The sequence below is a fragment of the Geminocystis sp. genome (assembly GCF_041753295.1).
Classification (GTDB): Bacteria; Cyanobacteriota; Cyanobacteriia; order Cyanobacteriales; family Cyanobacteriaceae; genus Geminocystis.
Genome location: NZ_JBGSUU010000128.1, coordinates 1 through 21,942, shown reverse-complemented (window position 1 = coordinate 21,942; position 21,942 = coordinate 1). Strand labels below are relative to the sequence as shown.

The 21,942-nt window shown below is 33.5% G+C and carries 20 protein-coding genes and 2 tRNA genes; 9 read left to right on the top strand and 13 right to left on the bottom strand.

All coding sequences use genetic code 11. The features are described from left to right. Positions 1 to 3: 3 nt before the first annotated feature. Positions 4 to 462, bottom strand: a complete 459-nt coding sequence (locus tag ACEW8E_RS16125) for a phosphate-starvation-inducible PsiE family protein (protein ID WP_373481379.1) — start codon at positions 460 to 462, stop codon at positions 4 to 6. A gap of 257 nt (positions 463 to 719) precedes the next feature. Between ACEW8E_RS16125 and ACEW8E_RS16120 the strand changes: the two genes are divergently transcribed. Next, positions 720 to 2,867: a molybdopterin oxidoreductase family protein gene (locus ACEW8E_RS16120; protein ID WP_373481378.1), complete on the top strand. Its 2,148-nt coding sequence runs from the start codon at positions 720 to 722 to the stop codon at positions 2,865 to 2,867. Between the two features lie 130 nt (positions 2,868 to 2,997). Then, complete coding sequence (locus ACEW8E_RS16115; protein WP_373481377.1) at positions 2,998 to 3,327, top strand: cupin domain-containing protein; 330 nt, start codon at positions 2,998 to 3,000, stop codon at positions 3,325 to 3,327. 41 nt (positions 3,328 to 3,368) lie between these two features. On the opposite strand, the gene dacB is transcribed toward ACEW8E_RS16115, so the two are convergent. Both dacB and pflA read right to left on the bottom strand, forming a co-directional pair. Continuing rightward, positions 3,369 to 4,808 (bottom strand): D-alanyl-D-alanine carboxypeptidase/D-alanyl-D-alanine-endopeptidase, encoded by a 1,440-nt coding sequence (gene dacB, locus ACEW8E_RS16110; RefSeq protein WP_373481376.1) that lies wholly within the window; start codon positions 4,806 to 4,808, stop codon positions 3,369 to 3,371. Between the two features lie 8 nt (positions 4,809 to 4,816). Then, the gene (gene pflA / locus ACEW8E_RS16105; RefSeq protein WP_373481375.1) at positions 4,817 to 5,575 is read right to left on the bottom strand and encodes a pyruvate formate-lyase-activating protein; all 759 of its coding nucleotides are present in this window, start codon (positions 5,573 to 5,575) and stop codon (positions 4,817 to 4,819) included. A gap of 202 nt (positions 5,576 to 5,777) precedes the next feature. On the opposite strand from pflA, the gene ACEW8E_RS16100 reads away from it, so the two are divergent. Both ACEW8E_RS16100 and recR read left to right on the top strand, forming a co-directional pair. Next, positions 5,778 to 6,587, top strand: coding sequence for a DUF1350 family protein (locus tag ACEW8E_RS16100; protein WP_373481374.1), 810 nt, complete (start codon positions 5,778 to 5,780; stop codon positions 6,585 to 6,587). 52 nt (positions 6,588 to 6,639) lie between these two features. Next, a complete protein-coding gene (recR, locus tag ACEW8E_RS16095) occupies positions 6,640 to 7,233 on the top strand; it encodes a recombination mediator RecR (RefSeq protein ID WP_373481393.1) in 594 nt (197 codons plus the stop codon). A gap of 56 nt (positions 7,234 to 7,289) precedes the next feature. Here recR and ACEW8E_RS16090 read toward each other — a convergent pair whose 3' ends face one another. After that, a complete protein-coding gene (locus ACEW8E_RS16090; RefSeq protein ID WP_373481373.1) occupies positions 7,290 to 9,800 on the bottom strand; it encodes a DNA topoisomerase (ATP-hydrolyzing) subunit A in 2,511 nt (836 codons plus the stop codon). A gap of 398 nt (positions 9,801 to 10,198) precedes the next feature. Here ACEW8E_RS16090 and ACEW8E_RS16085 point away from each other — a divergent pair, with 398 nt between their 5' ends. Next, entirely contained in the window at positions 10,199 to 10,576 is a 378-nt protein-coding gene (locus ACEW8E_RS16085) for a hypothetical protein (RefSeq protein ID WP_373481372.1), read from the top strand. 156 nt (positions 10,577 to 10,732) lie between these two features. Here the strand turns inward: ACEW8E_RS16085 and ACEW8E_RS16080 are convergent. Both ACEW8E_RS16080 and ACEW8E_RS16075 read right to left on the bottom strand, forming a co-directional pair. Further along, positions 10,733 to 10,804 (bottom strand) — tRNA-Asn (locus ACEW8E_RS16080). Between the two features lie 336 nt (positions 10,805 to 11,140). Beyond that, positions 11,141 to 11,788, bottom strand: coding sequence for a TetR/AcrR family transcriptional regulator (locus tag ACEW8E_RS16075; RefSeq protein ID WP_373481371.1), 648 nt, complete (start codon positions 11,786 to 11,788; stop codon positions 11,141 to 11,143). 251 nt (positions 11,789 to 12,039) lie between these two features. Between ACEW8E_RS16075 and ACEW8E_RS16070 the strand changes: the two genes are divergently transcribed. The 3 genes from ACEW8E_RS16070 (at position 12,040) to ACEW8E_RS16060 (ending at position 15,298) form a co-directional block, all read left to right on the top strand. Further along, complete coding sequence (locus tag ACEW8E_RS16070; RefSeq protein ID WP_373481370.1) at positions 12,040 to 13,314, top strand: HlyD family efflux transporter periplasmic adaptor subunit; 1,275 nt, start codon at positions 12,040 to 12,042, stop codon at positions 13,312 to 13,314. 62 nt (positions 13,315 to 13,376) lie between these two features. Continuing rightward, positions 13,377 to 14,552, top strand: coding sequence for an ABC transporter permease DevC (gene devC, locus ACEW8E_RS16065; RefSeq protein WP_373481369.1), 1,176 nt, complete (start codon positions 13,377 to 13,379; stop codon positions 14,550 to 14,552). A 47-nt stretch (positions 14,553 to 14,599) separates the two neighbouring features. Further along, positions 14,600 to 15,298, top strand: coding sequence for a DevA family ABC transporter ATP-binding protein (locus ACEW8E_RS16060; RefSeq protein WP_373481368.1), 699 nt, complete (start codon positions 14,600 to 14,602; stop codon positions 15,296 to 15,298). Between the two features lie 156 nt (positions 15,299 to 15,454). Here the strand turns inward: ACEW8E_RS16060 and groL are convergent, their stop codons facing one another. The 5 genes from groL to ACEW8E_RS16035 form a co-directional block, all read right to left on the bottom strand. Continuing rightward, positions 15,455 to 17,080 (bottom strand): chaperonin GroEL, encoded by a 1,626-nt coding sequence (gene groL, locus ACEW8E_RS16055; RefSeq protein ID WP_373481367.1) that lies wholly within the window; start codon positions 17,078 to 17,080, stop codon positions 15,455 to 15,457. A gap of 162 nt (positions 17,081 to 17,242) precedes the next feature. Further along, complete coding sequence (groES, locus tag ACEW8E_RS16050) at positions 17,243 to 17,554, bottom strand: co-chaperone GroES (protein ID WP_373481366.1); 312 nt, start codon at positions 17,552 to 17,554, stop codon at positions 17,243 to 17,245. Between the two features lie 386 nt (positions 17,555 to 17,940). Further along, a complete protein-coding gene (locus ACEW8E_RS16045; protein WP_373481365.1) occupies positions 17,941 to 18,132 on the bottom strand; it encodes a hypothetical protein in 192 nt (63 codons plus the stop codon). Positions 18,133 to 18,221: 89 nt separating this feature from the next. Beyond that, complete coding sequence (gene hisF, locus ACEW8E_RS16040) at positions 18,222 to 18,989, bottom strand: imidazole glycerol phosphate synthase subunit HisF (protein WP_373481364.1); 768 nt, start codon at positions 18,987 to 18,989, stop codon at positions 18,222 to 18,224. A 107-nt stretch (positions 18,990 to 19,096) separates the two neighbouring features. Continuing rightward, a tRNA-Ser gene (locus ACEW8E_RS16035) sits at positions 19,097 to 19,186 on the bottom strand. 429 nt (positions 19,187 to 19,615) lie between these two features. On the opposite strand from ACEW8E_RS16035, the gene ACEW8E_RS16030 reads away from it, so the two are divergent. Continuing rightward, complete coding sequence (locus tag ACEW8E_RS16030; protein ID WP_373481363.1) at positions 19,616 to 21,232, top strand: YcjF family protein; 1,617 nt, start codon at positions 19,616 to 19,618, stop codon at positions 21,230 to 21,232. Between the two features lie 91 nt (positions 21,233 to 21,323). Here ACEW8E_RS16030 and ACEW8E_RS16025 read toward each other — a convergent pair whose 3' ends face one another. Together ACEW8E_RS16025 and ACEW8E_RS16020 are read right to left on the bottom strand one after the other, a co-directional pair. After that, entirely contained in the window at positions 21,324 to 21,596 is a 273-nt protein-coding gene (locus ACEW8E_RS16025) for a hypothetical protein (protein WP_373481362.1), read from the bottom strand. A 96-nt stretch (positions 21,597 to 21,692) separates the two neighbouring features. Continuing rightward, the gene (locus ACEW8E_RS16020) at positions 21,693 to 21,836 is read right to left on the bottom strand and encodes a hypothetical protein (protein ID WP_373481361.1); all 144 of its coding nucleotides are present in this window, start codon (positions 21,834 to 21,836) and stop codon (positions 21,693 to 21,695) included. Positions 21,837 to 21,942: the final 106 nt, after the last annotated feature.

Below are 21,942 nucleotides of genomic sequence, written 5' to 3'. Positions count from 1 at the left end.
CAGTTAAAATCTTTTTTCACTATGACTATAACGAATTAAAACATAACTAATAGCCAGACAAATAATTGCAACTCCTAGCGCAATTAAATCTATTTTTTGATATTTACTAGGATCAAAAATGATAATTTTTCTGGCTACGGCAATTAATGCAGTAGTTAAAACTAATTCTAATTGTACAATATGTTTTCTCAGGTAAACGGTTATATTTTCTAGTAATTCAAGGGCTATTAATATATTTAGAAAAAAGCCAAAAATTTCTATTAATGTTCTATTAAAAAACCCTGTAGGTTCAATAAATAAATCTCTAACAAGAACTAACATTAAATCATATAAAGATACAAAAATAACGATAATAAGAGCAAGAGAAAGAACTTTAGAAACAATATTTTCTGTTATATGAATTAATTTTAAAAAGTTTCTATCCTTAAAAAAATCTTGTAACCAAACCCAGAATTTAGCCATAATTTATGTTAATTTTATCCATTATTCATTGTCTAATACTCATTGTTAATTGTCTATTGCTATGGTGTCTAAGTTTAATGTAAAAAAAACATAAATATAATGCGTTTTACAAATATAATCTTTAAATCTGTATAAAAATATACCTTTTACGAGAAAATCTCATGAGACTATAGCTTTGAGCGAACATTAATTATTACTATTTTTTAAAACTAATTAGTTGTTCATTATTAACTGTTCATGGCAATATATTCCAGATAATGAGTAAAAAAGTTACTACGGTTTGCCCTTATTGTGGCGTTGGTTGTGGGTTAGAAGTTCAACCTCCCTCATCAGGTAAAACTACAAATTGTGACTCTCTCGGTAATCCTATCTGGAAGGTAATGGGCGATCGCAATCATCCTTCAAGTTTAGGAAAAGTGTGTGTCAAAGGTGCAACTGTAACCGAAGCAATGCACAAAAATCGCCTTGAATATCCTTTATATCGAGAAACATTAGAGCAAGAATTTCATCAAATAACATGGGAAGAAGCCTATAATTTGATCGTTAATCGCATCAATACCGTAAGAGAAACCATGGGGGTTGACGGTATATGTATGTATGGTTCAGGACAATTTCAAACAGAAGACTATTATATCGCTCAAAAATTGATAAAAGGGTGTTTAGGTACAAATAATTTTGATGCTAACTCCCGTTTATGTATGTCTTCCGCCGTTTCAGGTTATATCGGTAGTTTTGGTGCTGATGGTCCACCTTGTATCTATGAAGACTTAGAATTAACAGATTGTGCTTTTTTAGTGGGTACAAATACCGCCGAATGTCATCCCATCGTTTTTAACCGTTTAAGGGCATATCATAAGAAAAATGACCATGTTAAGATGATTGTAGTTGATCCTCGTGGTACTGCTACGGCTGACGTTGCCGATCTTCATTTAGCTATTAATCCGGGTACTGATATTGATTTATTTAACGGTATCGCCTATTTACTTTTACAACGCAATGCCCTTGATTATAATTTTATTGAGCAACATACCAATTATTTTAATGACTTTAAAGACGTTATCTTACAATATCCTCCCGAATTAGTCGCTCAAAAATGCGGTATTAGTATCGAAGACTTAGAAACTTGTGTTGATTATTGGGCTGAATCGAAAAAAGTATTATCCTTATTTTCTATGGGTTTAAATCAGTCTTCTGAAGGCACAGCAAAAGTTAGAGGTTTGATTAACTTACACTTGATGACGGGTAAAATGGGAAAAGAGGGCAGTGGTGCATTTTCTTTAACAGGGCAACCTAACGCCATGGGAGGAAGAGAAGCAGGAGGATTAGCTCAACTTTTACCCGGCTATCGTAGCGTTTTAAATGCACAACATCGGGCAGAAGTTGAACAAGTTTGGGGTTTACCTCAAGGCTCAATCGATGATAAAGTAGGTAAAAGTGTATGGGAAATGATTACCGCTTTAGAAAGGGAGGAAGTCGGAATATTTTGGGTTGCCGCCACAAATCCAGTAGTTAGTATGCCTGACTTAGAACGTACTAAAAAAGCATTATTGAAGTCGCCTTTTACCGTTTATCAAGATGCTTATTATCCCACGGAAACAGCTTGTTATGCTCATTTACTGTTACCTGCGGCTCAATGGAGTGAAAAAGCTGGTACAATGACTAATTCTGAGCGTGTTGTGACTTATTGTCCACAATTTAGTAATCCCCCCAAAGAAGCAAAAGCCGATTGGGAAATTTTCGCTGAAGTTGGTAGAAGATTAGGTTTTGAAAAATATTTTAATTTTGCTGATTCCTCACAAGTTTATCAAGAATTTGCTCTTTTAACGGCTAATGGCCCTTGTGATGTATCTGGTATAACCCACGAAATTTTATCAGAATATGGAGCAATACAATGGCCTTTTCCTGATGGCAGTAATCCCAAAAATCGTTATGGTAGAAGACTTTACACAGATTTTAAATTTTATACGGATAACGGTAAAGCTAACTTTTCAGCGTATCATAGTCGAGGTTTAGCCGAACCACCTAACCCTGATTATCCTTTTGTGTTAACTATCGGGCGATTATATGGACATTGGCACACCATGACAAGGACTGGTAGAATTGACAAAATAGTTAAAATGCACCCTGAGCCTTTTTTAGAAATTCATCCCAAAGATGCACATCAACTTAATTTATTAGATGATGATTTTGTGATAGTAACTTCCTTGCGAGGAGAAGCTAAATTTAAGGTCAAAGTTACTAAGGCGATCGCACCAAAAACAGTATTTGTGCCGATGCACTGGGGCTTTTTATGGGCGGATAACGCCGAGGCTAATAGCTTAACACATCCTCAAGCCTGTCCTATTTCTAAGCAACCAGAATTGAAAGCCTGTGCCGTAAAATTAACTAAGTTTTACGATATATAAAGTTTTCCTTAAATTCTTTTAAGTAATTAGTATAATTTTATACAGAATATAATCTAATTTGCTCTGTTTTTTAGCAACAAAAAAATATAGTCTTAATCCTCATTATTAAATTTTAAAAAGTAATAACTTTATGGCAATTTTATCCATTGAATCAAGTTTTATCCAGATAAAAGACTATATAGAATATCCATCTTCTGGTATTTTAAGTAAAGTTTTACTCAAAGATGATAACTGTCAATATACACTTTTTTGTTTAGCTGAAGGTACAGAAATTTCTGAACATACATCTAGTCGTAATGCTGTAGTAAATGTTTTAGAAGGAGAGGGATTATTAATCCTTGAAGGGAAAAAAATTACTCTTAAAAGTGGTATTTTTATCGTTATGCCAAGTAACGCACCCCATAGCCTTCATGCTGAAACAAACTTAAGTTTTTTACTCACTTTATCAGCTAATTCTTAGTGATAAAATATAGAATATTATAAAAGTTATTTTTTCTATAATTAACATTTGTTTAACTGTCCTAATAATAAGATAATTTCATCAATAGTATTTCTTAAAACTCCAGAATTAGCGGAAGATTGATTAACCATAATAGTCAAAACTAAATTGCCATAGTTATCGGTTTTTAAGTAACCAGATAAAGCAGATATTCCGCTTAAAGTGCCTGTTTTTCCATATAAATTATTAGCGATATTCGTATTTTGAAATCTATTTTTTAAAGTACCATTTTCTCCAGCAATACTTAAAGAATTAAGAAAAATCTCTTGATATTTACTATCATTCATTAATTTTAATAAAGTAACTAATACTTGAGGAGTAATAAGATTATGACGAGATAAACCTGAACCATCTTTAAGTTTATAATCTTTAGGTGAGATGCCTAAATTAGTCATTATTTGCGCTAAAGATTCCCATTCATTTAATGATTCATCACCTAAATATTTTAGTAAAACTTCCGCATATAAATTATTGCTTTCTTGATTTGTTTCTTTAATTAATTCAGCTAAATTAGGAGATTTTATTTCTAATAATAATTGTTGATTATTACTAATAATATTTTTATCATTTATAATTTCAGTATTTTTTATATTAATACCATTATTATTTAAAATTTCAACCAAAGATTCTTGAAAATATTGAGCAGGATTTGGTATCGATAATCGCCAAATATTTGATTCTTTATCTATAGGGAAATCTCCTTTTATTTCTAAACTTGACTTTGCAAATAAAGGGCTTATAATTATATTATCTTCTTTATCTTTCTCTTTAGTGTAAACATTATTTTCTATTTTCCATTGTTTTCCTGCTAATTCATTTGACCATTTTAAAGACACTTTTTCGTTAAGATTATTAGGATTTACAGTTAAATTAACGGTATTTTCTTCTAAAATTAAACTATTAACTGGTACAGCAAAATAAAAGTAAATATCTTCAAATTCCCAACTATAATTAGTACTCGGCGAAGATAAATAACCATCAATTAACACTAAATTATCTACTTCTTTTATCCCTTCTTCTTTAAGTTTTTGAGCGATAATTTCTAAGGATTTTTTCGTAAAAGTGGGATCGCCTTTTCCTTGAATAATTAAACTGTTTAATTTTGGTGGTTTTCCTTCTATATAAATAGGAGTTGTTATGGTGAAATCTGAACCTAATTTTAATAAAACTGCTGATGTAGTTAATAACTTTGCATTAGAAGCAGGAATAAAATATTTATTACTATTTAACTGATATAAAACCTGATTATTTTTAATACTCTCGATTAAAATTCCCCAACTTTCTTGTTGCCTTGACGGTTTATTAATAATAGACTCTATCTCATTTTTAAGATTACTAACACAGACTTTCTTTTCATTATTTTTAACTGATTCTTGAGCATTTATAGGAAAAGAGCTAAAGATAAATAAAAAACTAAAAAAACTAAATAAATAACGTTTCATAACTATCATTATTGTACTTGTAAACCATAACTTTTAAAAATATTTATTGTCTTTGTTATTAATTCTGGAGAAGGAGGCTCAGTATTTTTTAATTGATAATCATAACCTAAAGTTTCCCACTTATATTCACCCATTTTATGAAAAGGTAAAACTTCTACTTTTTTGACATTTTTAAAATGAGAAATAAATTCTGCTAATCCACGAACATTATGTTCAGAATCTGTTAAATTTGGTACTAAGACAAATCTTATCCAAGTGGGTTTATTTATTTGGGCTAAATAACGAGCAAAAATTAAAGTAGGCTCAAGAGAAACACTGGTTAATTTATGATAAATAGTCTCATCAAAAGATTTTATATCTAATAACACTAAATCAGTATATTCTAAAACAGGTTTTGCCGTGTTTAAATTCACATAACCAGAAGTATCTAAAGCAGTATGAATTCCTCTGCTTTGACATTGTTTAAAAATAGCTTCAACAAAATCTGGCTGCATTAAAGGTTCACCTCCTGTTACAGTTACACCACCTCCAGAATACTCGAAATAGGATCTATATTTTTCGATTTCGATAATTAATTCATCTACGGTAACGGTTTTTCCGTCTTCAAAATGCCTACAGTCTGGATTGTGACAATATAAACATCTTAAAGGGCATCCTTTAGTAAAAACCACAAAACGAATACCCGGACCATCTACTGTGCCACAAGTTTCTACGGAATGAATTATACCTGTGGGAGAGCTATTATCAACCGTTAATATATTTGTCATGATGTAATTTCGTTATAAAATTAATGAGAATAATTCATTATAGAACTTTGTTTGATTCACAATAATCATTTTCTGTTGTTTCATGTTAGTGGAGGTTATAAAAACTTTTAACAATGATAAACACTTAGATACTACATTTATTTATTCTTCACAAATGATTTAAGATTGTTATAATCGAAAAAAAACGTAATTAAATATAACTATGGAGTGGCAAGAATTTTCAGGTAATTGGGTCTTAATTCCTCGTAATCCCCATGGAATTATACATTTTTTAGGGGGTGCTTTTGTGGCAACTGCCCCTCATATTACCTATGGTTGGTTATTAGAAAATTTGGCAAAACAAGGTTATATTATTATTGCTACTTCTTTTTTGAATACTTTAGATCATAAAGCGATCGCTGTCAATGTTCAAAATCGTCTGGAAAATATTTTATACCGCTTAGAATATAAAGAAAGAATTGACGTAAATTATTTACCAATATACGGATTAGGCCATAGTATGGGCTGTAAATTACACTTATTAATCGGTAGTTTATTTGATATTCAAAGAGCAGGAAATATTTTTATTTCTTTTAATAATTATCCTTTAAAACAAGCAATTCCTTTTGCCCAAAATATCATTCCTTCTCTCCAAAATAACTTAAAAAACTATTGGCAAATAGATACTAATTTAGATATTGAATTTACGCCTTCCCCTGAAGAAACTAAAATTATTGTTAAAGAAAATTATCAAATTCGTCGCAATTTATTAGTACAATTTAATAACGATACCATAGATCAAACTATAACTTTAAAACCGATCTTAATAGATTTATTTCCTAATATGATTTCTACTCTAAAATTACAGGGTAATCATTTAACTCCATTAGGGCAAGAGATAGATTTACCATTAGGAGATATTTTTAATCCTCTGGAGACAATTGGACAATGGTTTAAGGAAAATTTTTCTCAAGATTTATTCAATTTACACAAAGAAATTTCTCGTTGGTTAAATCCTTCCATTGTTAAATAAATGTCATAATTATTAATGTTAAAAAATATCAAATAAAAGGAGATTTAAAACTATTTTTACCCCTCCATTAGCTAGATTAATTGAACAATTACAAAAATTACCCGGTATCGGTCCAAAAAGTGCGCAAAGATTAGCTTTTCATATCCTTAAACGAGGGGATAAAGATGTACAAGATTTATCTCAAGCCATTCTTGATGCCAAAAGAAAAGTTGGTTTGTGTCAAAAATGTTTTCATTTATCGGCTGACCCTATTTGTGAAATTTGTCGTAACCCAAATCGAGATCAAAATGTTATTTGTGTAGTAGAAGATTCTAAAGACGTAATTGCGTTAGAAAAAACTAGAGAATATCAAGGTTTATATCATGTTTTAGGCGGTATTATTTCTCCTATGGATGGTATAGGACCTGAACAACTTAATATTCAATCTTTAATACAAAGAATGGGAGGAGGTAACATAAAAGAAGTTATTATTGCTATTAGTCCTAGTATTGAAGGTGAAACTACAACATTATATGTAGGACAATTGTTAAAGCCTTTAACAAAAGTTACTCGTATTGCCTTTGGTTTACCTATGGGAGGAGATTTAGAATATGCTGATGAAGTAACTTTAGCACGCGCTTTAGAAGGACGTACAAATATGAATTAACTTTAGGGGATTTCGCCCCCCTAACCCCCAAATTTTGGGGGAAATTAACGGATTATTTATCCCCACCAATTTAATGATAAAGTGATAATTTCGTCAGGTTGTAATTTAACGATTACTTTCTCTAAATTTTGTCCTTGATTGGTGGATAATTTATTAATATCAACTAAATAACGTTGATCAAGATTCGTTTTTGTTACCACCGTTTGACAATTATCTCCTAATAACATAGATTGTAAACGATCTTCTTTTTGTTTAAATCTAAAAACTTGAGAACCAATTTCACCGATATTAACTTTACGAATACTATTAACAGGAAAAATTTTCCCGTATCCTAATTGAGAAATTAAGACTAGGTTACTATTATTATTTACTCCTAAACAACCAATAATTTCTTCTCCATATCTTAGTTTTACCCCTAGACTTCCTTGAGCTGCTTTTCCCATTATGGGTATATTTTGCTCTAAAATATTATATCTCAACATTCTTCCTCCACTGGTGGCAATGACTAATTCTTCTCCTTCTTTAACGGGGAAAATATATTTTAATTTATCTGATGGCTTCAATTTCATGAGTTGAAAACCTCTATTACCAATACCATCTAACTCTTTGACATTAATTCGTTTTAAAAATCCTCCTTGGGTTAATAACAGTAAGCTAGATTTATCGTTATGGGAATTAAGACATAAATAATTGATAGGTTGATAATTGTCTTGCATGGCGCTATTGGAAACTAAACGTTCAATAGTCTGTTTTGTAGGATAAGCAGGAATATTAGAGGTAGCCAGAGGATAAGCCTTTCCACTATCAAAAAAAGCCATAATTTGCTCTTGTTTGTTAATTAATGACTGATAAACAATTAAATCAGTATTTTTTTTCACCATCGGTGTCTTTTCTATGGTATTTTGTCTTTGCCAATAAATCTTACCTTTGGCGGTAATTTGTACTATGGCATCACTAGGTAATTCTTCCGTTAACATTAAGGGTAAAGTTTCTGTTTCACTAGATTTAGCCGTTTTTTCCTTTTTTGTGGTTGTTGTTTCTGTTTTCCTCACAGCAATAGCAGTATGACTAATTATTTTAGTACGACGATCATCACCAAATTTACGCTTAAAACTACGCAATTCTTTTTTTAACGCTTTTAATAATTCTTTCCTATCCGCTAACAATATCTCTAATTGAGAGATTCTACTTTGAATTTCCGTAAATTCCTCCTCTAATTTTTGCTTTTCTAAACCTGTTATTCGTCTTAAAGGCATGGCTAAAATAGAATTAGCTTGAGACTCACTAATTTTTAACCTTTCTTGTAGAGTAATTTTTGCACTACTTCCATCCGCAGAATTAGCTAAAATTTCAATCACTTTTTTAAGATTTTTTAAAGCAATTAATAAGCCTTCTAATAAATGTAATTTTTCTTTTTTTTCTGTTAATTCATACTGATATTGTCTATTTAAGGTAATTTCTCTAAACTGTAAAAACTGCTCTAACATTTCTTTAAGAGATAATTGACAAGGTTTTTTATCCACTAAACCCAGCATAATTACTCCGAAATTACTTTGTAAAGCTGTCTGTTTATAAAGCTGATTAAGTACGTTTTGCGGTTGTGCTTCTTTCCTTAATTCAATTACAACCCTAATACCTTGGCGATCGCTTTCATCTCGAATATCAGCAATATCAGTAATTTTACCGAGATTAACTAATTCTGCTACTTTTTCAATCCATGCGGCTTTATTGAGTTGAAACGGTAACTCAGTAATAATAATAGCGGTTTTTTCTCGACTTCGTTTTTTCTGAGATTTCAAAATTTCGATAGTTGCAACCCCACTCATGGGAATAATACCTTTACCCGTCAAATATGCCTCTTTAATACCCGTTGTATCGAGAATTTCACCACCAGTGGGAAAATCAGGACCAGGTATCAACTCAAACAACTTCTCATGGCTTAAATCAGGTTGATCAATCAACGCAATTAAACCATCCACAATTTCGTTTAAATTATGAGGGGGAATATTCGTCGCCATGCCAACGGCAATACCAGAGCAACCATTTAAAAGTAAAATAGGCAATTTAGCAGGTAAAACTACTGGTTCTTGTTGAGAATTATCAAAATTGCTGGTAAAATCCACCGTAGAATCATTTACTTCCTCTAACATCGTTTCATAGGAAATACCTGCCAATCTCGTTTCAGTGTAACGCATAGCAGCCGCTGGATCATTATCCACACTACCGAAATTACCATGACCTGATAATAGAGGATAACGACTAGAAAAATCCTGTACCAAGCGCACCATAGCATCATATACCGCTTGATCTCCGTGGGGGTGATATTTTCCTAATACGTCCCCAACCACCCTAGCACACTTGCGAAAAGGACGATCTGGAGTTAAACCTAATTCATACATAGCATATAAAATGCGCCTATGAACAGGTTTTAAACCGTCTCTGACATCAGGTAAAGCACGTCCCACAATAACACTCATGGCATATTCCAAGTAAGATCGCTCCATTTCAGTATGTAACGCAGTAGGAATAATTTGACCTTGACCTAATAAATTTAATTGTTGTACCATGAGTATTCTTACTTAATCTTTATAAACTAACGTAATGGCTATGTTTTAGACATTAGCAAAACAATTCACAATTAACAATAATTAATTAGGAATTGGAGAATCGAAAATAGAGAATAAATATTTAAAAATGAGAGAAAACAGAGAAAATGTAAATAAATGTAACAAAAACTGAAGATCCCTCAGAAATAGAACTGAAGATTAATGATTTTAAGGGTCTAGGGTCATTTATTACCACAGTTTTTTTAGGTTAAATATGAATAAATGTTACAAAATCCCTCAATTCCGTTTTATCTTCCTTATACTGAAAACATAGAAACGCAATTGTTAGCTGTTTCTACTGAAGTTTACAAAAACTTTAATATTGTTGTCGTTAAAATTTTTAAGGAGTATCAAAAGCAATGCAAATATCTAATCAAAGCAGTTGGTGGAATAGTTATTTATTCGCTATGATAAAAACTTTTCTTGTTTGGACATTCACATTAACCGTATGCTTTTTAGTAGTGGGATTTCCTTTAGTAGTCATTATGATGACAGTAGGAGTTTTAGCCGCCGTGATTTTACAATCAATTCTTCCTGCGAGTGCTATTCTATTAGTCTCAGGTAGTATTTTGGGTGTAACTACAATTGTGATTATGTTTAGTTCTGTGTTGCTAACCATCAAAGGCATTCGTCCTGATGAAGTACAATGGTTAGGCTGGTTACGAGATAATAGTAAAATTTCTCAAAATTCTGTTTATGCTTCTTGTCCTTTAACCTGTGATGTTCAACACGTCTAATACTATATCTAGGATTTTAAAATTTATTAAAATTAAATACTAAACTAATCACTGTTAAACAACTTCAGTGATTTTTTTATAGAAAAACTACCTTAATTTCAAGAAGGATTTACTTGTTTTAACTTATTATTACAATAATCTATGATTTTTTTAAAACTCCCCGAGTAGGATTCGAACCTACGACCAATCGGTTAACAGCCGACCGCTCTACCACTGAGCTATCGAGGATTGCTCACATTCAATTATTATAGCGAAGGTAAAAAAAAAAAGCAAGATTATTTTAATTTTTTTGAAATTTAGATCTATGCTTAAGAGAGTAAGTTAATAAGTTTGTTATGTTACTGGAGTTTGGACAAAAGAAAGTAAATTAGTTTATTAATTACTATAAGACGATATGAAATATTTTAAAAATAAAACTTTAAATAGTTTTTGTTCCTTCTTACCTATACAACTCATATATGTTTGCCAACTTAGGGATTTTTACGAAAAATTAAGGGTTTTGAGATTTCTCCACAAGCTCCATGGGGATAAATTTCCGTTGTTAGTGAGTTAATAATACTCTAGTTATTTTTTTTGCTGACAATCAATAAGATTAACTAAAGTGTCAATCATTCTTTCATAGTCAAAAGGCATAACATCGTTTCCTCCCAAAATTTCCTGTAAAATGATAAAGTTACCTAGTGAACCAATAATAATCCTTGCGGTAGCTTCACTATCTCTAATGACTAACTGTGTTTGATGGTTTAAATAATTGCTAAGAAGATCAACGGTAGGTTGCACAAGTTCAATGATATGAATTCTTGCTAACTCAGGAAAACGCCCAGATTCCCCAATCATTAACCTTAAAAAATCTAGTAAATTACGATTACTGCTAATGGTGAGATAAAGTTCCTGCATTAAACTTTTAAGAACTATTTTTGGATCATCGTTACTAGTTTCTAATAATTTTGGTGTTAATACATCATTAAATCTTTTTTTCACTAATTCATTAAATAAAGCAATAAACAATCCTTCTTTGTCTTGAAAATAACTATACAGGGTTGCTTTAGAAACACCTGCAGTAGAAGCAATACTATTCATACTGGTGGCGGCATAACCATTGCTTAAAAATTCCTCCATAGCCGCCTTTAATATCACTTCTGCTTTTTCATTTGATTTCATTTTTTGTTTATCCATTTTCAAACTTCCACTTCTAGTGACAATTTCCATCATTTTGTTTACTTTTTTGGGTTAAACCATGTTTAATATCAAGTGCAGACGATCAGTTATAAAAATATTATGTCTTCAACTTGGCATAAATCTGGGATTTACCCCCCAATAATCTCAAACTGTTATTCTGCTTTTTTTTGATAAATATATTTTTCCTAAGTTATCAAGTATTTTTACCACTTGACAAATTAAACTAAACGGTTTAGTATGAAAATATATCATAAAACTAAACGGTTTAGTCTAAGGATAAAATAATGTTGACGAAAATCAAAAATAAATCAAGCCCTCTACTTTTAATTGGCGTTTCAGTCTTAGGGATTGTGGCAATAGGGGTGAGTAATTTTGGGGATAAATTTACCGCTCAAACCAAAGTAAGTCAAGAAGAAGAAGTGATAGCAGTAAAAACAGTAACGGCACTGGGTAGAATTGAACCCCAAGGGGAAGTTATCCACATCAGCGCCCCTAGCCCTAGTTTAAATAGTCGCATTGATGAGTTATTGGTAAAGGAGGGGGATATGGTGGAGGCAGGGCAAATTATGGCGGTACCGGATCAAAATGCCCTCGCTTTGCGTAACCTTGCTGAAGCGGAAGAAAAAGTTAAATTAAACCAAGCAAAATTAGCTCAAATAAAAGCTGGAGCGCAGGAAGGGGAGATCACGCAAGTGGAAGCCACTATCGCTAAATTAGAAGCCGAGTTGAGGGGAACAACCGTCACTAATCGAGCGAAAATAGCCCGTTTAGAGGCTCAATTAGCAGGAGACAAAAAAGAGAAAAAAGCGATTATATCGAGGTTAGAGAGCGAATTAGCTAACTATCAAGAAGAATTAAGACGATATACGTTCCTTGCGGAGAAGGGCGCTGTTTCTCAGTCCACCCTTGATTCACGGCGTCTTGATGTGCAGACTACTACAAAAAAAATATTAGAAGCGGAAGCATCTTTAGCAAAATCCATCGGTATTACTGACCAAGAAATTAAGGAAACGGAATCCAATGCTCAACAAACAAAAGAAAGTTTCCTCAAGCAAATTGAAGCCATGAAAGGGAATTTAGATCAAGTTACGGAAATTCGTGGGGTGGATGTAGCGGTGATTGAAGCGGAATTGCAACAAGCTAAAGCCTCTGTGGCAAAAGCTCAAGCAGAATTGGATTTAACTTATGTCAAAACTCCTCAAAGTGGTCAAGTTTTAGAAATTTTAACTCAACAGGGGGAAGCTATTTCTAGTCAAGGCATTATGGAAATTGGGCAAACTGACACTATGTATGTGGTAGCAGAAATCTATGAAACTGACATCGATAAAATTAATCTCGGTCAAACGGTGAATATTTCTAGTCCAGCTTTATCGCAAAGTTTGAAGGGAATTGTAGCTAATATTGGCTTACAGGTGAAACGTCAAGATGTAATTAATAGTGATCCTTCCGCTAATATCGATAATCGTATTATTGAAGTCAAAGTTGAGTTAGACAAAAAATCCAGCGATATGGTTAAGGGGTTAACTAATTTGGCAGTAACTGCCCAATTTATTTTGTAAGTATAAACGTTCCATGGAACGTCCCTAGGTCAACATTTAACCGTAAATCTTATTTATTAGCCATGAAAAAATTTGTCAAGTTTTTAAAAAATCGTACACCATTGGGATGGTTACAACTATCTCACGATCCAGCCAGACTTTTAACGGCAATATCAGGCATTGCTTTTGCTGATATTTTAATTTTTATGCAATTAGGCTTTTTAAATTCTTTGTACGATAGTAGCGTTTTGTTTCATCAAACCCTCGATACGGATTTAGTGATGACGAATCCCCAAGCGCTTCATTTGGGAGAATTAGCCACTTTTCCTGACATTAGATTATATCAAGCGATGGATATTACTGGAGTGACATCAACTCAAAGGGTTTATGTTAATTCTTTACGGTGGAAAAATCCCCAAACTAATGATAAAAATTCTATCATGGTGATTGGTCTTGATCTCAATTCTCCAGCTACAACTATTTCCGAAGTTTATGAAAATATTGATTCTTTAAGATTACCTGATACTTTTCTTTTTGATCGCACTTCACGGGGTGAATATGCCCACATTGTCACTGATTTTGAGCAAGGAAAAATCATCCGTACGGAAATTGAAAAACGAACTATTACCGTTAAAGGCTTGTTTAAGATGGGCGCTTCTTTTGGTGCTGATGCTACTTTGATTGGCAGTGATCAAAATTTTCTGCGTCTTTTTCCTCGCCGAGATGCTGGTAGCGTGAGTCTTGGTTTAATTAACGTGTCTGGGGATGTGGATCAGGTTAAAAATAATCTTAATCATTATTTTCGATTGCTTCAAGATGTGGAAGTGATGACGAAGGAAGAATTTATGGCGAAAGAGAAAACTTATTGGGGGCAAAATCGCCCGGCTGGGGTGGTGTTTATTTTCGGGATGGTGATGGGTTTTGTGGTGGGTTTGGTGATTGTTTATCAGATTTTGTCCACTGATGTTAATGATCATTTGACTGAATATGCCACTTTTAAGGCTATGGGTTTTAGTAATTCTTATTTATTAATGATTGTTTTTGAGGAAGCGATTATTTTGGCGATCGCTGGATTTTTGCCGGGGATGACTATTGCTGTGGGTTTATATGCTATGGCACGTCGCGCCACTTCTTTACCTATTTATATGACTCTATTGCGGATTATGGGTGTTTTTCTTACTACGGTGGTTATGTGTATCGTGTCGGGTGCTATTGCTACTCGTAAGTTACAATCTGCTGATCCTGCTGATATTTTTTAGGTTAAAACTATTTTCTGTAACCACTAAACCACTTTTTGACCATAACTATGAAATCAACGACAGAAGATCAAAATCAAGTTATTGTTATTAGTCATTTGAATCATTATTTTGGTCAAGGACAAATTAAACAACAGGTTTTATTTGATATTAATTTACAAGTCAAGTCAGGGGAAATTGTCTTAATGACAGGACCTTCTGGATCGGGTAAAACTACCCTGTTAACTCTGATTGGTGCTTTACGATCACCTCATGACGGGAGTGTGAAAATTTTAGGGAAAGAGTTATGGGGTGCTTCATCACAGGAATTAGTAGAAGCGAGAAAAAGTAATGGTTATATTTTTCAAGCTCATAATCTCCATCGTAGTTTAACCGCAATGCAAAATGTGGCGATGGGGTTAGAAGTTCACGGTAATTTTGATAAGACAACAATTCATGAAAAATCTATGGCGATGTTAGAGGAAGTGGGGTTATCAGAACGGATGTCCTATTATCCTGACAGTCTTTCGGGTGGGCAAAAACAACGAGTTGCTATTGCAAGGGCGCTGGTTTCTCGTCCTTCTTTGGTGTTGGCTGATGAACCAACGGCGGCTCTTGATAGTAAATCTGGTCGGGATGTGGTGGATTTGATGCAAAAATTAGCACGAGAACAAAAAACCACCATTATTTTAGTAACTCATGATAGTCGCATTTTAGATATTGCTGATCGTATTGTTTCTCTGGAAGATGGGCGCTTGATTAAGGGTTGAGAAATTCAGCACCCTTCACCGTTTACCTATTTTTTGACTATCTTATTAATTATTTGATCTTAAATAATGTCATGGGTTAAATCGAGGAATATTTATAACAATCAACAAAAAAAAGGTGTGCATTGCCCACCCTACAGCTATTTATTTAACTTGATTTTAGTAATCAAAGTCACCACCACCAGCAGGAGCGGCAGCTTTGTCTTTCTCAGGTTTATCAACGATGATACACTCGGTAGTTAATACCATACCAGCGATAGATGCTGCATTTTGAATGGCAGAACGAGTTACTTTAGCAGGATCAACGATACCAGCTTCAAACATATCTACATAGACGTTATTAGAAGCATCATAACCAGTGTTAAAATCTTTTTCTTTAACTCTTTCGGCTACCACTGCACCGTTTTGACCAGCGTTTTCAGCAATACGTTTTAGAGGCGCATTTAAAGCACGAGCAACGATTAAAGCACCCGTTAACTGTTCAGCAGAAAGATTAGCTTTAGCCCATTCTTCTAATTCAGGAGCTAAATGAGCGTAGGTAGTACCACCACCGGGTACGATACCTTCTTCTACTGCCGCTTTAGTTGCGTTAATAGCATCTTCTAAACGTAGCTTACGATCTTTCATTTCGGTTTCGGTAGCTGCACCTACTTTAATAACTGCAACACCACCACTTAATTTAGCGAGACGCTCTTGTAATTTTTCTTTATCGTAAGAAGAATCAGACTCATCAATTTGACGACGAATTTGATCACAACGGGTTTTAACCTCTTTTTCATTACCTTCAGCTACGATAGTAGTGCTATCTTTGGTAATAGTGATACGACGAGCAGTACCTAATTGATCTACAGTAGTAGTGTCAAGTCTTAATCCTGCATCTTCACTGATCATTTGTCCACCAGTTAAGATAGCTAAATCTTCTAACATTTGTTTACGGCGATCGCCAAAACCGGGAGATTTAACAGCAGCAACATTTAAAACACCACGAAGACGATTAACAACTAAAGTGGCAAGAGCTTCTTTTTCGATGTCTTCAGCGATGATGATTAAAGGTTTACCTTGACGAGCAACTTGTTCTAAAACAGGTACTAAGTCTTGAACTAAGGTGATTTTTTTATCAGTAATTAAGATGAAAGGATCTTCAAAAACTGCCTCCATACGCTCGGTATCAGTTACGAAATAAGGAGAGATATAACCCTTATCAAAACGCATACCTTCAGTGATTTCGAGTTCAGTTTCCATAGATTTGCCTTCTTCAAGAGAGATAACGCCTTCTTGTCCGACTTTATCCATCGCTTTAGCAATCATATCGCCAACTTCAGCATCGTTACCTGCAGAAATTGTACCTACTTGAGCAATCGCTTTACTATCTTCTACTTTTCTAGCATGACTTGCGATTCTTTCTACTAAATGCTCTGTAGCTTTATCAATACCACGTTTGAGAGCGATAGGATTAGCACCTGCTGCTACGTTACGTAAACCTTCTTTAACGATAGCGTGAGCTAATACAGTAGCGGTAGTTGTACCATCACCAGCAACGTCATTAGTTTTAGAAGCTGCTTGACGAATTAAAGCAACACCAGTATTCTCGATGTGATCTTCTAATTCGATTTCTTTAGCAATAGTTACACCGTCATTAACGATTTGAGGAGCGCCAAATTTTTTCTCTAAAACAACATTACGTCCTTTAGGACCAAGGGTTACAGCTACGGCTTCCGCTAAAAGATCAATTCCTTTTTCTAGCGCACGACGGGCTTCTTCGTTATAAATGATAGATTTTGCCATAATTGATTCGATTTATTTTGTTTAAGATTTGAAAATAATTGTTTGAGAAGGTTATTAACTCCTTCTATTTTTTAGAAATATTTAAGAGATTAGGTACATCAGACAAAATGAAACTTTTACGAGAAAATTATCCTTTCCTTTGCCCCTTGCCCTTTCCTTTTTCTATGAAACTACAGCGAGGATGTCTTTTTCAGAGAGTAAAACATAATCACTTGTACCAAGTTTAATATCTGTACCTGCATATTTGGAGTAAAGTACTTTATCACCAACTTTAACTTCAACAGCAATACGTTCGCCTTTGTCATTTACTTTACCATCGCCAACGGTGACAACTTCACCCATTTGAGGTTTTTCTTTAGCGTTATCAGGTAAATAAATTCCCCCAGCAGTTTTTTCTTCTGCTTCACTTACTTTAACAAATACGCGATCGCCTAAAGGTTTAACAGTTGATACATTAATAGTAATTGCAGCCATGGATTTTTAACTCCTTTTTTGATTGATAATGAGGTGATATTCGTTTTTAGCGCTCTCACCTTACGAGTGCTAATTTAACCGAAAATTCATTACCATAGCAAGTACCCCAACTGTACGGGTTTCCGAACTTTATCAAGAAATAAGATGAAAGGGAAAAACTGAGAAGAGAGAAAAAATAAAAATAAAACTGTCAAATTTATAACAATCAAAGGGATAATTAAGGCAAATAAATTGTTGGTAATGAATAGAAGAATATTCTAATTAACTCCTTTTCTGCTATCTCACAAAAATCGAATTCTCTGAAAGAAAAAGTATCATTTATTCAAAGGAAAAACCAAGACAAAATCAAAAAAAACAGAAACAGTCATCTTAAAAAAGATACACAATTAGTGAACTCTGGAAAGGTAAGACAAACAATTATTAACTAAAAAATATACTACCATCATCGCTGCTGCACATAAAGCGACTAACGTACCTGCTAACATTAAAGAAAATTCACGATGATCAAAAGCCTGTTGCATTAAATGCAACGACCATGCTACCAGTGCCACGTCAAAAATGAGAATCGGAATTAACATTTCTTCATAATTTTAAGTTTAGTTTATTTTAATACATATTCCTATCCAATATTAACTTTTATGAAGAGTTTTCCTTGAAACTTAATTAATTATTTTCTTACCACTACCTTATGTTGTTGTAAATAATCTTTAATTTCAGCAACGGTTAATTGTCCGTAATGCAACAAAGAAGCCAATAATGCAGCTTCGGCTTTTCCTTGTGTTAAGGCTTCGTAAATATGATGAGTATTTCCTGCACCCCCTGAAGCAATTACTGGTATTTCTACTTTTTCAGCGATGGCACGAGTTAAAGCTAAATCATATCCCCCTTGAGTACCGTCAGCGTCCATACTGGTAACTAATAATTCCCCAGCACCTCTTTTGGCTACTTCTTGCGCCCATTCAACAGCATCTAAACCCGTATTTTCTCTGCCACCTCTGACATAAACATCCCAGCCTTGATTATAAGGATCATTCCTTCTTCTAGCGTCAATAGCTACTACTATACACTGAGAACCAAAGCGATCGCTAGATTGATTAATAAAATCAGGATTTCTCACTGCCGTAGAATTAATACTAATTTTATCAGCTCCAGCTCGTAACAAATTTTTAACATTTTCTAAGGTTTGAATACCTCCTCCCACTGTCAAAGGAATAAAAACCTGCTCAGCCGTGCGATAAACTACGTCAATAATTGTATCTCTAGCTTCATGGGTAGCAGTAATATCTAAGAATACGAGTTCATCAGCACCAGCATCATTATAAACTTTTGCTAGTTCAACAGGATCACCAGCGTCTTTTAAATCAACAAAATTGACACCTTTAACGACTCTACCAGCGTTAACATCTAAACAAGGTAAAATTCTTTTAGCTAACATCTATCTATTTTCTGTAATTCTTCTATCAAGACTGATTATTTTATCATGAAAGAATCGAAGAAAAAAAAGATACTAAAGGACGTTAGATGAGTTACTAATCTTAAAAACGGAGAGAGAGGGATTTGAACCCTCGGTGGGGCTATAAACCCCACAACTTCTTAGCAGGAAGCCGCTTTCAACCGCTCAGCCATCTCTCCAACAGACATTTATAAATTGTAGCAAAAAATAGTTAAGTTTGGCAACCTGAATTTTTAAATTTTTAAAATATAGTTATTCAATCTTTTCCAAATTTGATATAAATTTAGACATTTTCTTCTCTTACTTGATTTGCGTCAAAAATGTATTTAACTTAAGGGAATTAGTTTTCAAGGAAAAATATACCCATCTTCTCAATAATTTCTCCTTAAAAAACCCAGCTAAAAAAGGGAGGATAGTACTGATATAATTATTGTTAGAAATCACTTTAAACATTCATTGAAATAAATAATTAGGACTTACATAAAATAACCGATCCAAATCTGGAGGAGTTTAATTGTTTTTCCCCTAAACTTGGACGATAAAAGGGGAAAATGTGTAAATTCTAATAATATCAATTGTTGATTGTCAATAGTCAATTATCAATTATTATGCCTCTATCTCGTATTATTACCATCGTTGTCGGCTTAAGTTTTATTTTTGGGTTAATGTTATGGTTAATTAGTGCTTTATCTCGTCTTTACAGCGAAATTGCGTGGACTAGTCCATTTTTAGCTAATTTTCTCGTATTTATTCTCATTGTCTTGCTCATTTGCTTTATTGCTATTTTTATCTACTATTTAGGTATTCTTCCTAATGGTAAAACTACCGCTAAAGGAAAACGTCGTCGAATTTTACCTGCCTTACCCGCAGAAAAAAATGAAATTGCCTCTAAAACTATTGAAGCAGTTAAAAAGCAAGTAGCACAAATTCATGATGAAGTTACTCAAAAAGCATTACTCGTCAAATCTCAACAAATTGAGAAGAATTTAACTACTGGTATCTTAAAAGTAGCAGTTTTTGGCACGGGTAGCGCTGGTAAAACTTCCCTCGTCAATAGCTTAATGGGTGAAATGGTAGGTAGTGTTAACGCAAGTATGGGAACAACAACTGAAGCTGTGACTCATAGTCTAAAACTTCCTCAAGGCAATCGAGAAATTTTAATTACCGATACCCCCGGCATTTTAGAAATGGGGGCAAAAGGTGAAATTAGAGAACAATTAGCACGACAATTGGCTACAGAAGCGGATTTATTACTATTCGTCTGTGATAACGATTTACGCGCCTCAGAGTTTACTCCTTTAGAGGCTTTAGCTAGTATTGGGAAGCGATCGCTGTTAATATTGAACAAGATAGACTTATACTCAGAAGAAGAACAAGAGATAATTTTAACTAATCTTAAAGAAAGAGTAAAAAATTTTATCGCCCCAGTAGATGTATTAAAAGCCTGTGCAAATCCTCAACCTGTGCAGTTTTCCGAAGATGAAATGATACAGCCAGAAGTAGAAATAACCACCGTCATCAAACGTTTAGCGGCTATTTGTCGAGCGGAAGGAGATGATTTATTAGCCGACAATATTTTATTGCAATCCCAAAGATTAGGAGAAGAAGCAAGAAAATTAATCAGTCAACAACGGGTGCGAGAAGCGGATAAAATTATTGTGCGTTATCAGTGGATTGGTGCAGGAGTGATTGCTTGTACACCTTTACCAGTGTTGGATATGTTAGCAACGGCGGCGGTAAATGCGCAAATGGTGGTAGAAATTGGACAAGTTTATGGTTGCGAATTAAATAGCGATACAGGAAAAGATTTAGCGGTATCTTTAGGTAAAACTCTTGTTAGCTTAGGAGTAGTCAAAGGTGCAGTAGAATTAATTGCTAAAGCCTTACAATTTACAGCCGCAACTTATGTTGTCGGTAAAGTTATTCAAGGTATTAGCGCCGCATATTTAACCCGTATTGCTGGTAAAAGTTTTGTGGAATATTTCAGTCAGGATCAAGATTGGGGTGACGGTGGTATAACAGAAGTAGTGCAGAGACAATTTAAACTCAGTCGTAAGGATGAATTTATCAAAGGTTTTGTACAAGATGCGATTACTAAAGTAATTGAACCCATCAAAGATACCTTAGATAATAATTTTAATGAACAAATAGAGGAAAGTAACGAAATTTATTTTGATGAAAGCGACGACTGGGGAAGTAATGATAAATCTAAAGATTATTGGTAATTTAATTAATTATTAAATCCTAATAGCTGACGGCTAATTAAACATAATTATTTCTCACGACTCATATACGATTGCTATAAGTTATTTGATTTTAACGGGTAGGTTTTTCAACACGATGAGGTTCACCAACTTCCCCACTACCAATCTTATTTTTGAGAAATTTTTCACATTGTTCTATTTCTTCATAATAATTAGCAGAAAGTTGCTCAAATTGGTCAAATTGTTGATCGAACCAAGTGGATTTGAGATTATCCCATTGACTGGCTACATTAGCCCATTCTTGACATAAAGTCTGGTGAAAATCATGTAATTGACGCAGTAAAATATCAATATTTTCTACACCTAAACGTAAATTTTTTTTCATAATAATTAAATTATTTAATTTATCAGTTTATTGGTGGGTTACTACTATTTTTATCTTTGATTTTTCAAATTATTACGCCTAACCCACCCTACAAATTTACAAATTTCCAAGATTTCCTAATCGTTGATTTCTTTCGTTGGCAATCTTGATTTCTTCTTGAAGAAAACGGATATATTTCTCATTTTCTTCTTCTGTATCTTGATAGTTAGCGGTACTTAAACAAAAATTATGCCCAAACAAAGCCCAAACTTGCTTTATAATTAGTAAATACCTCAATATTATCTTTTAACCATTGAAAAAAGCGAAAAGATATGGCGGTGCGAAACGCTTCTAAGGCTTCACCAAA

Coding starts and splice junctions, on each gene's coding strand:
- ACEW8E_RS16060 (WP_373481368.1), top strand. CDS start 14,600: ATGAAATCAACGACAGAAGATCAAAATCAAGTTATTGTTATTAGTCAT.
- ACEW8E_RS16115 (WP_373481377.1), top strand. CDS start 2,998: ATGGCAATTTTATCCATTGAATCAAGTTTTATCCAGATAAAAGACTAT.
- ACEW8E_RS16045 (WP_373481365.1), bottom strand. CDS start 18,132: ATGTTAATTCCGATTCTCATTTTTGACGTGGCACTGGTAGCATGGTCG.
- dacB (WP_373481376.1), bottom strand. CDS start 4,808: ATGAAACGTTATTTATTTAGTTTTTTTAGTTTTTTATTTATCTTTAGC.
- hisF (WP_373481364.1), bottom strand. CDS start 18,989: ATGTTAGCTAAAAGAATTTTACCTTGTTTAGATGTTAACGCTGGTAGA.
- ACEW8E_RS16125 (WP_373481379.1), bottom strand. CDS start 462: ATGGCTAAATTCTGGGTTTGGTTACAAGATTTTTTTAAGGATAGAAAC.
- groL (WP_373481367.1), bottom strand. CDS start 17,080: ATGGCAAAATCTATCATTTATAACGAAGAAGCCCGTCGTGCGCTAGAA.
- ACEW8E_RS16075 (WP_373481371.1), bottom strand. CDS start 11,788: ATGATGGAAATTGTCACTAGAAGTGGAAGTTTGAAAATGGATAAACAA.
- groES (WP_373481366.1), bottom strand. CDS start 17,554: ATGGCTGCAATTACTATTAATGTATCAACTGTTAAACCTTTAGGCGAT.
- ACEW8E_RS16025 (WP_373481362.1), bottom strand. CDS start 21,596: ATGAAAAAAAATTTACGTTTAGGTGTAGAAAATATTGATATTTTACTG.
- ACEW8E_RS16090 (WP_373481373.1), bottom strand. CDS start 9,800: ATGGTACAACAATTAAATTTATTAGGTCAAGGTCAAATTATTCCTACT.
- ACEW8E_RS16120 (WP_373481378.1), top strand. CDS start 720: ATGAGTAAAAAAGTTACTACGGTTTGCCCTTATTGTGGCGTTGGTTGT.
- ACEW8E_RS16085 (WP_373481372.1), top strand. CDS start 10,199: ATGCAAATATCTAATCAAAGCAGTTGGTGGAATAGTTATTTATTCGCT.
- ACEW8E_RS16070 (WP_373481370.1), top strand. CDS start 12,040: ATGTTGACGAAAATCAAAAATAAATCAAGCCCTCTACTTTTAATTGGC.
- ACEW8E_RS16030 (WP_373481363.1), top strand. CDS start 19,616: ATGCCTCTATCTCGTATTATTACCATCGTTGTCGGCTTAAGTTTTATT.
- devC (WP_373481369.1), top strand. CDS start 13,377: ATGAAAAAATTTGTCAAGTTTTTAAAAAATCGTACACCATTGGGATGG.
- ACEW8E_RS16100 (WP_373481374.1), top strand. CDS start 5,778: ATGGAGTGGCAAGAATTTTCAGGTAATTGGGTCTTAATTCCTCGTAAT.
- pflA (WP_373481375.1), bottom strand. CDS start 5,575: ATGACAAATATATTAACGGTTGATAATAGCTCTCCCACAGGTATAATT.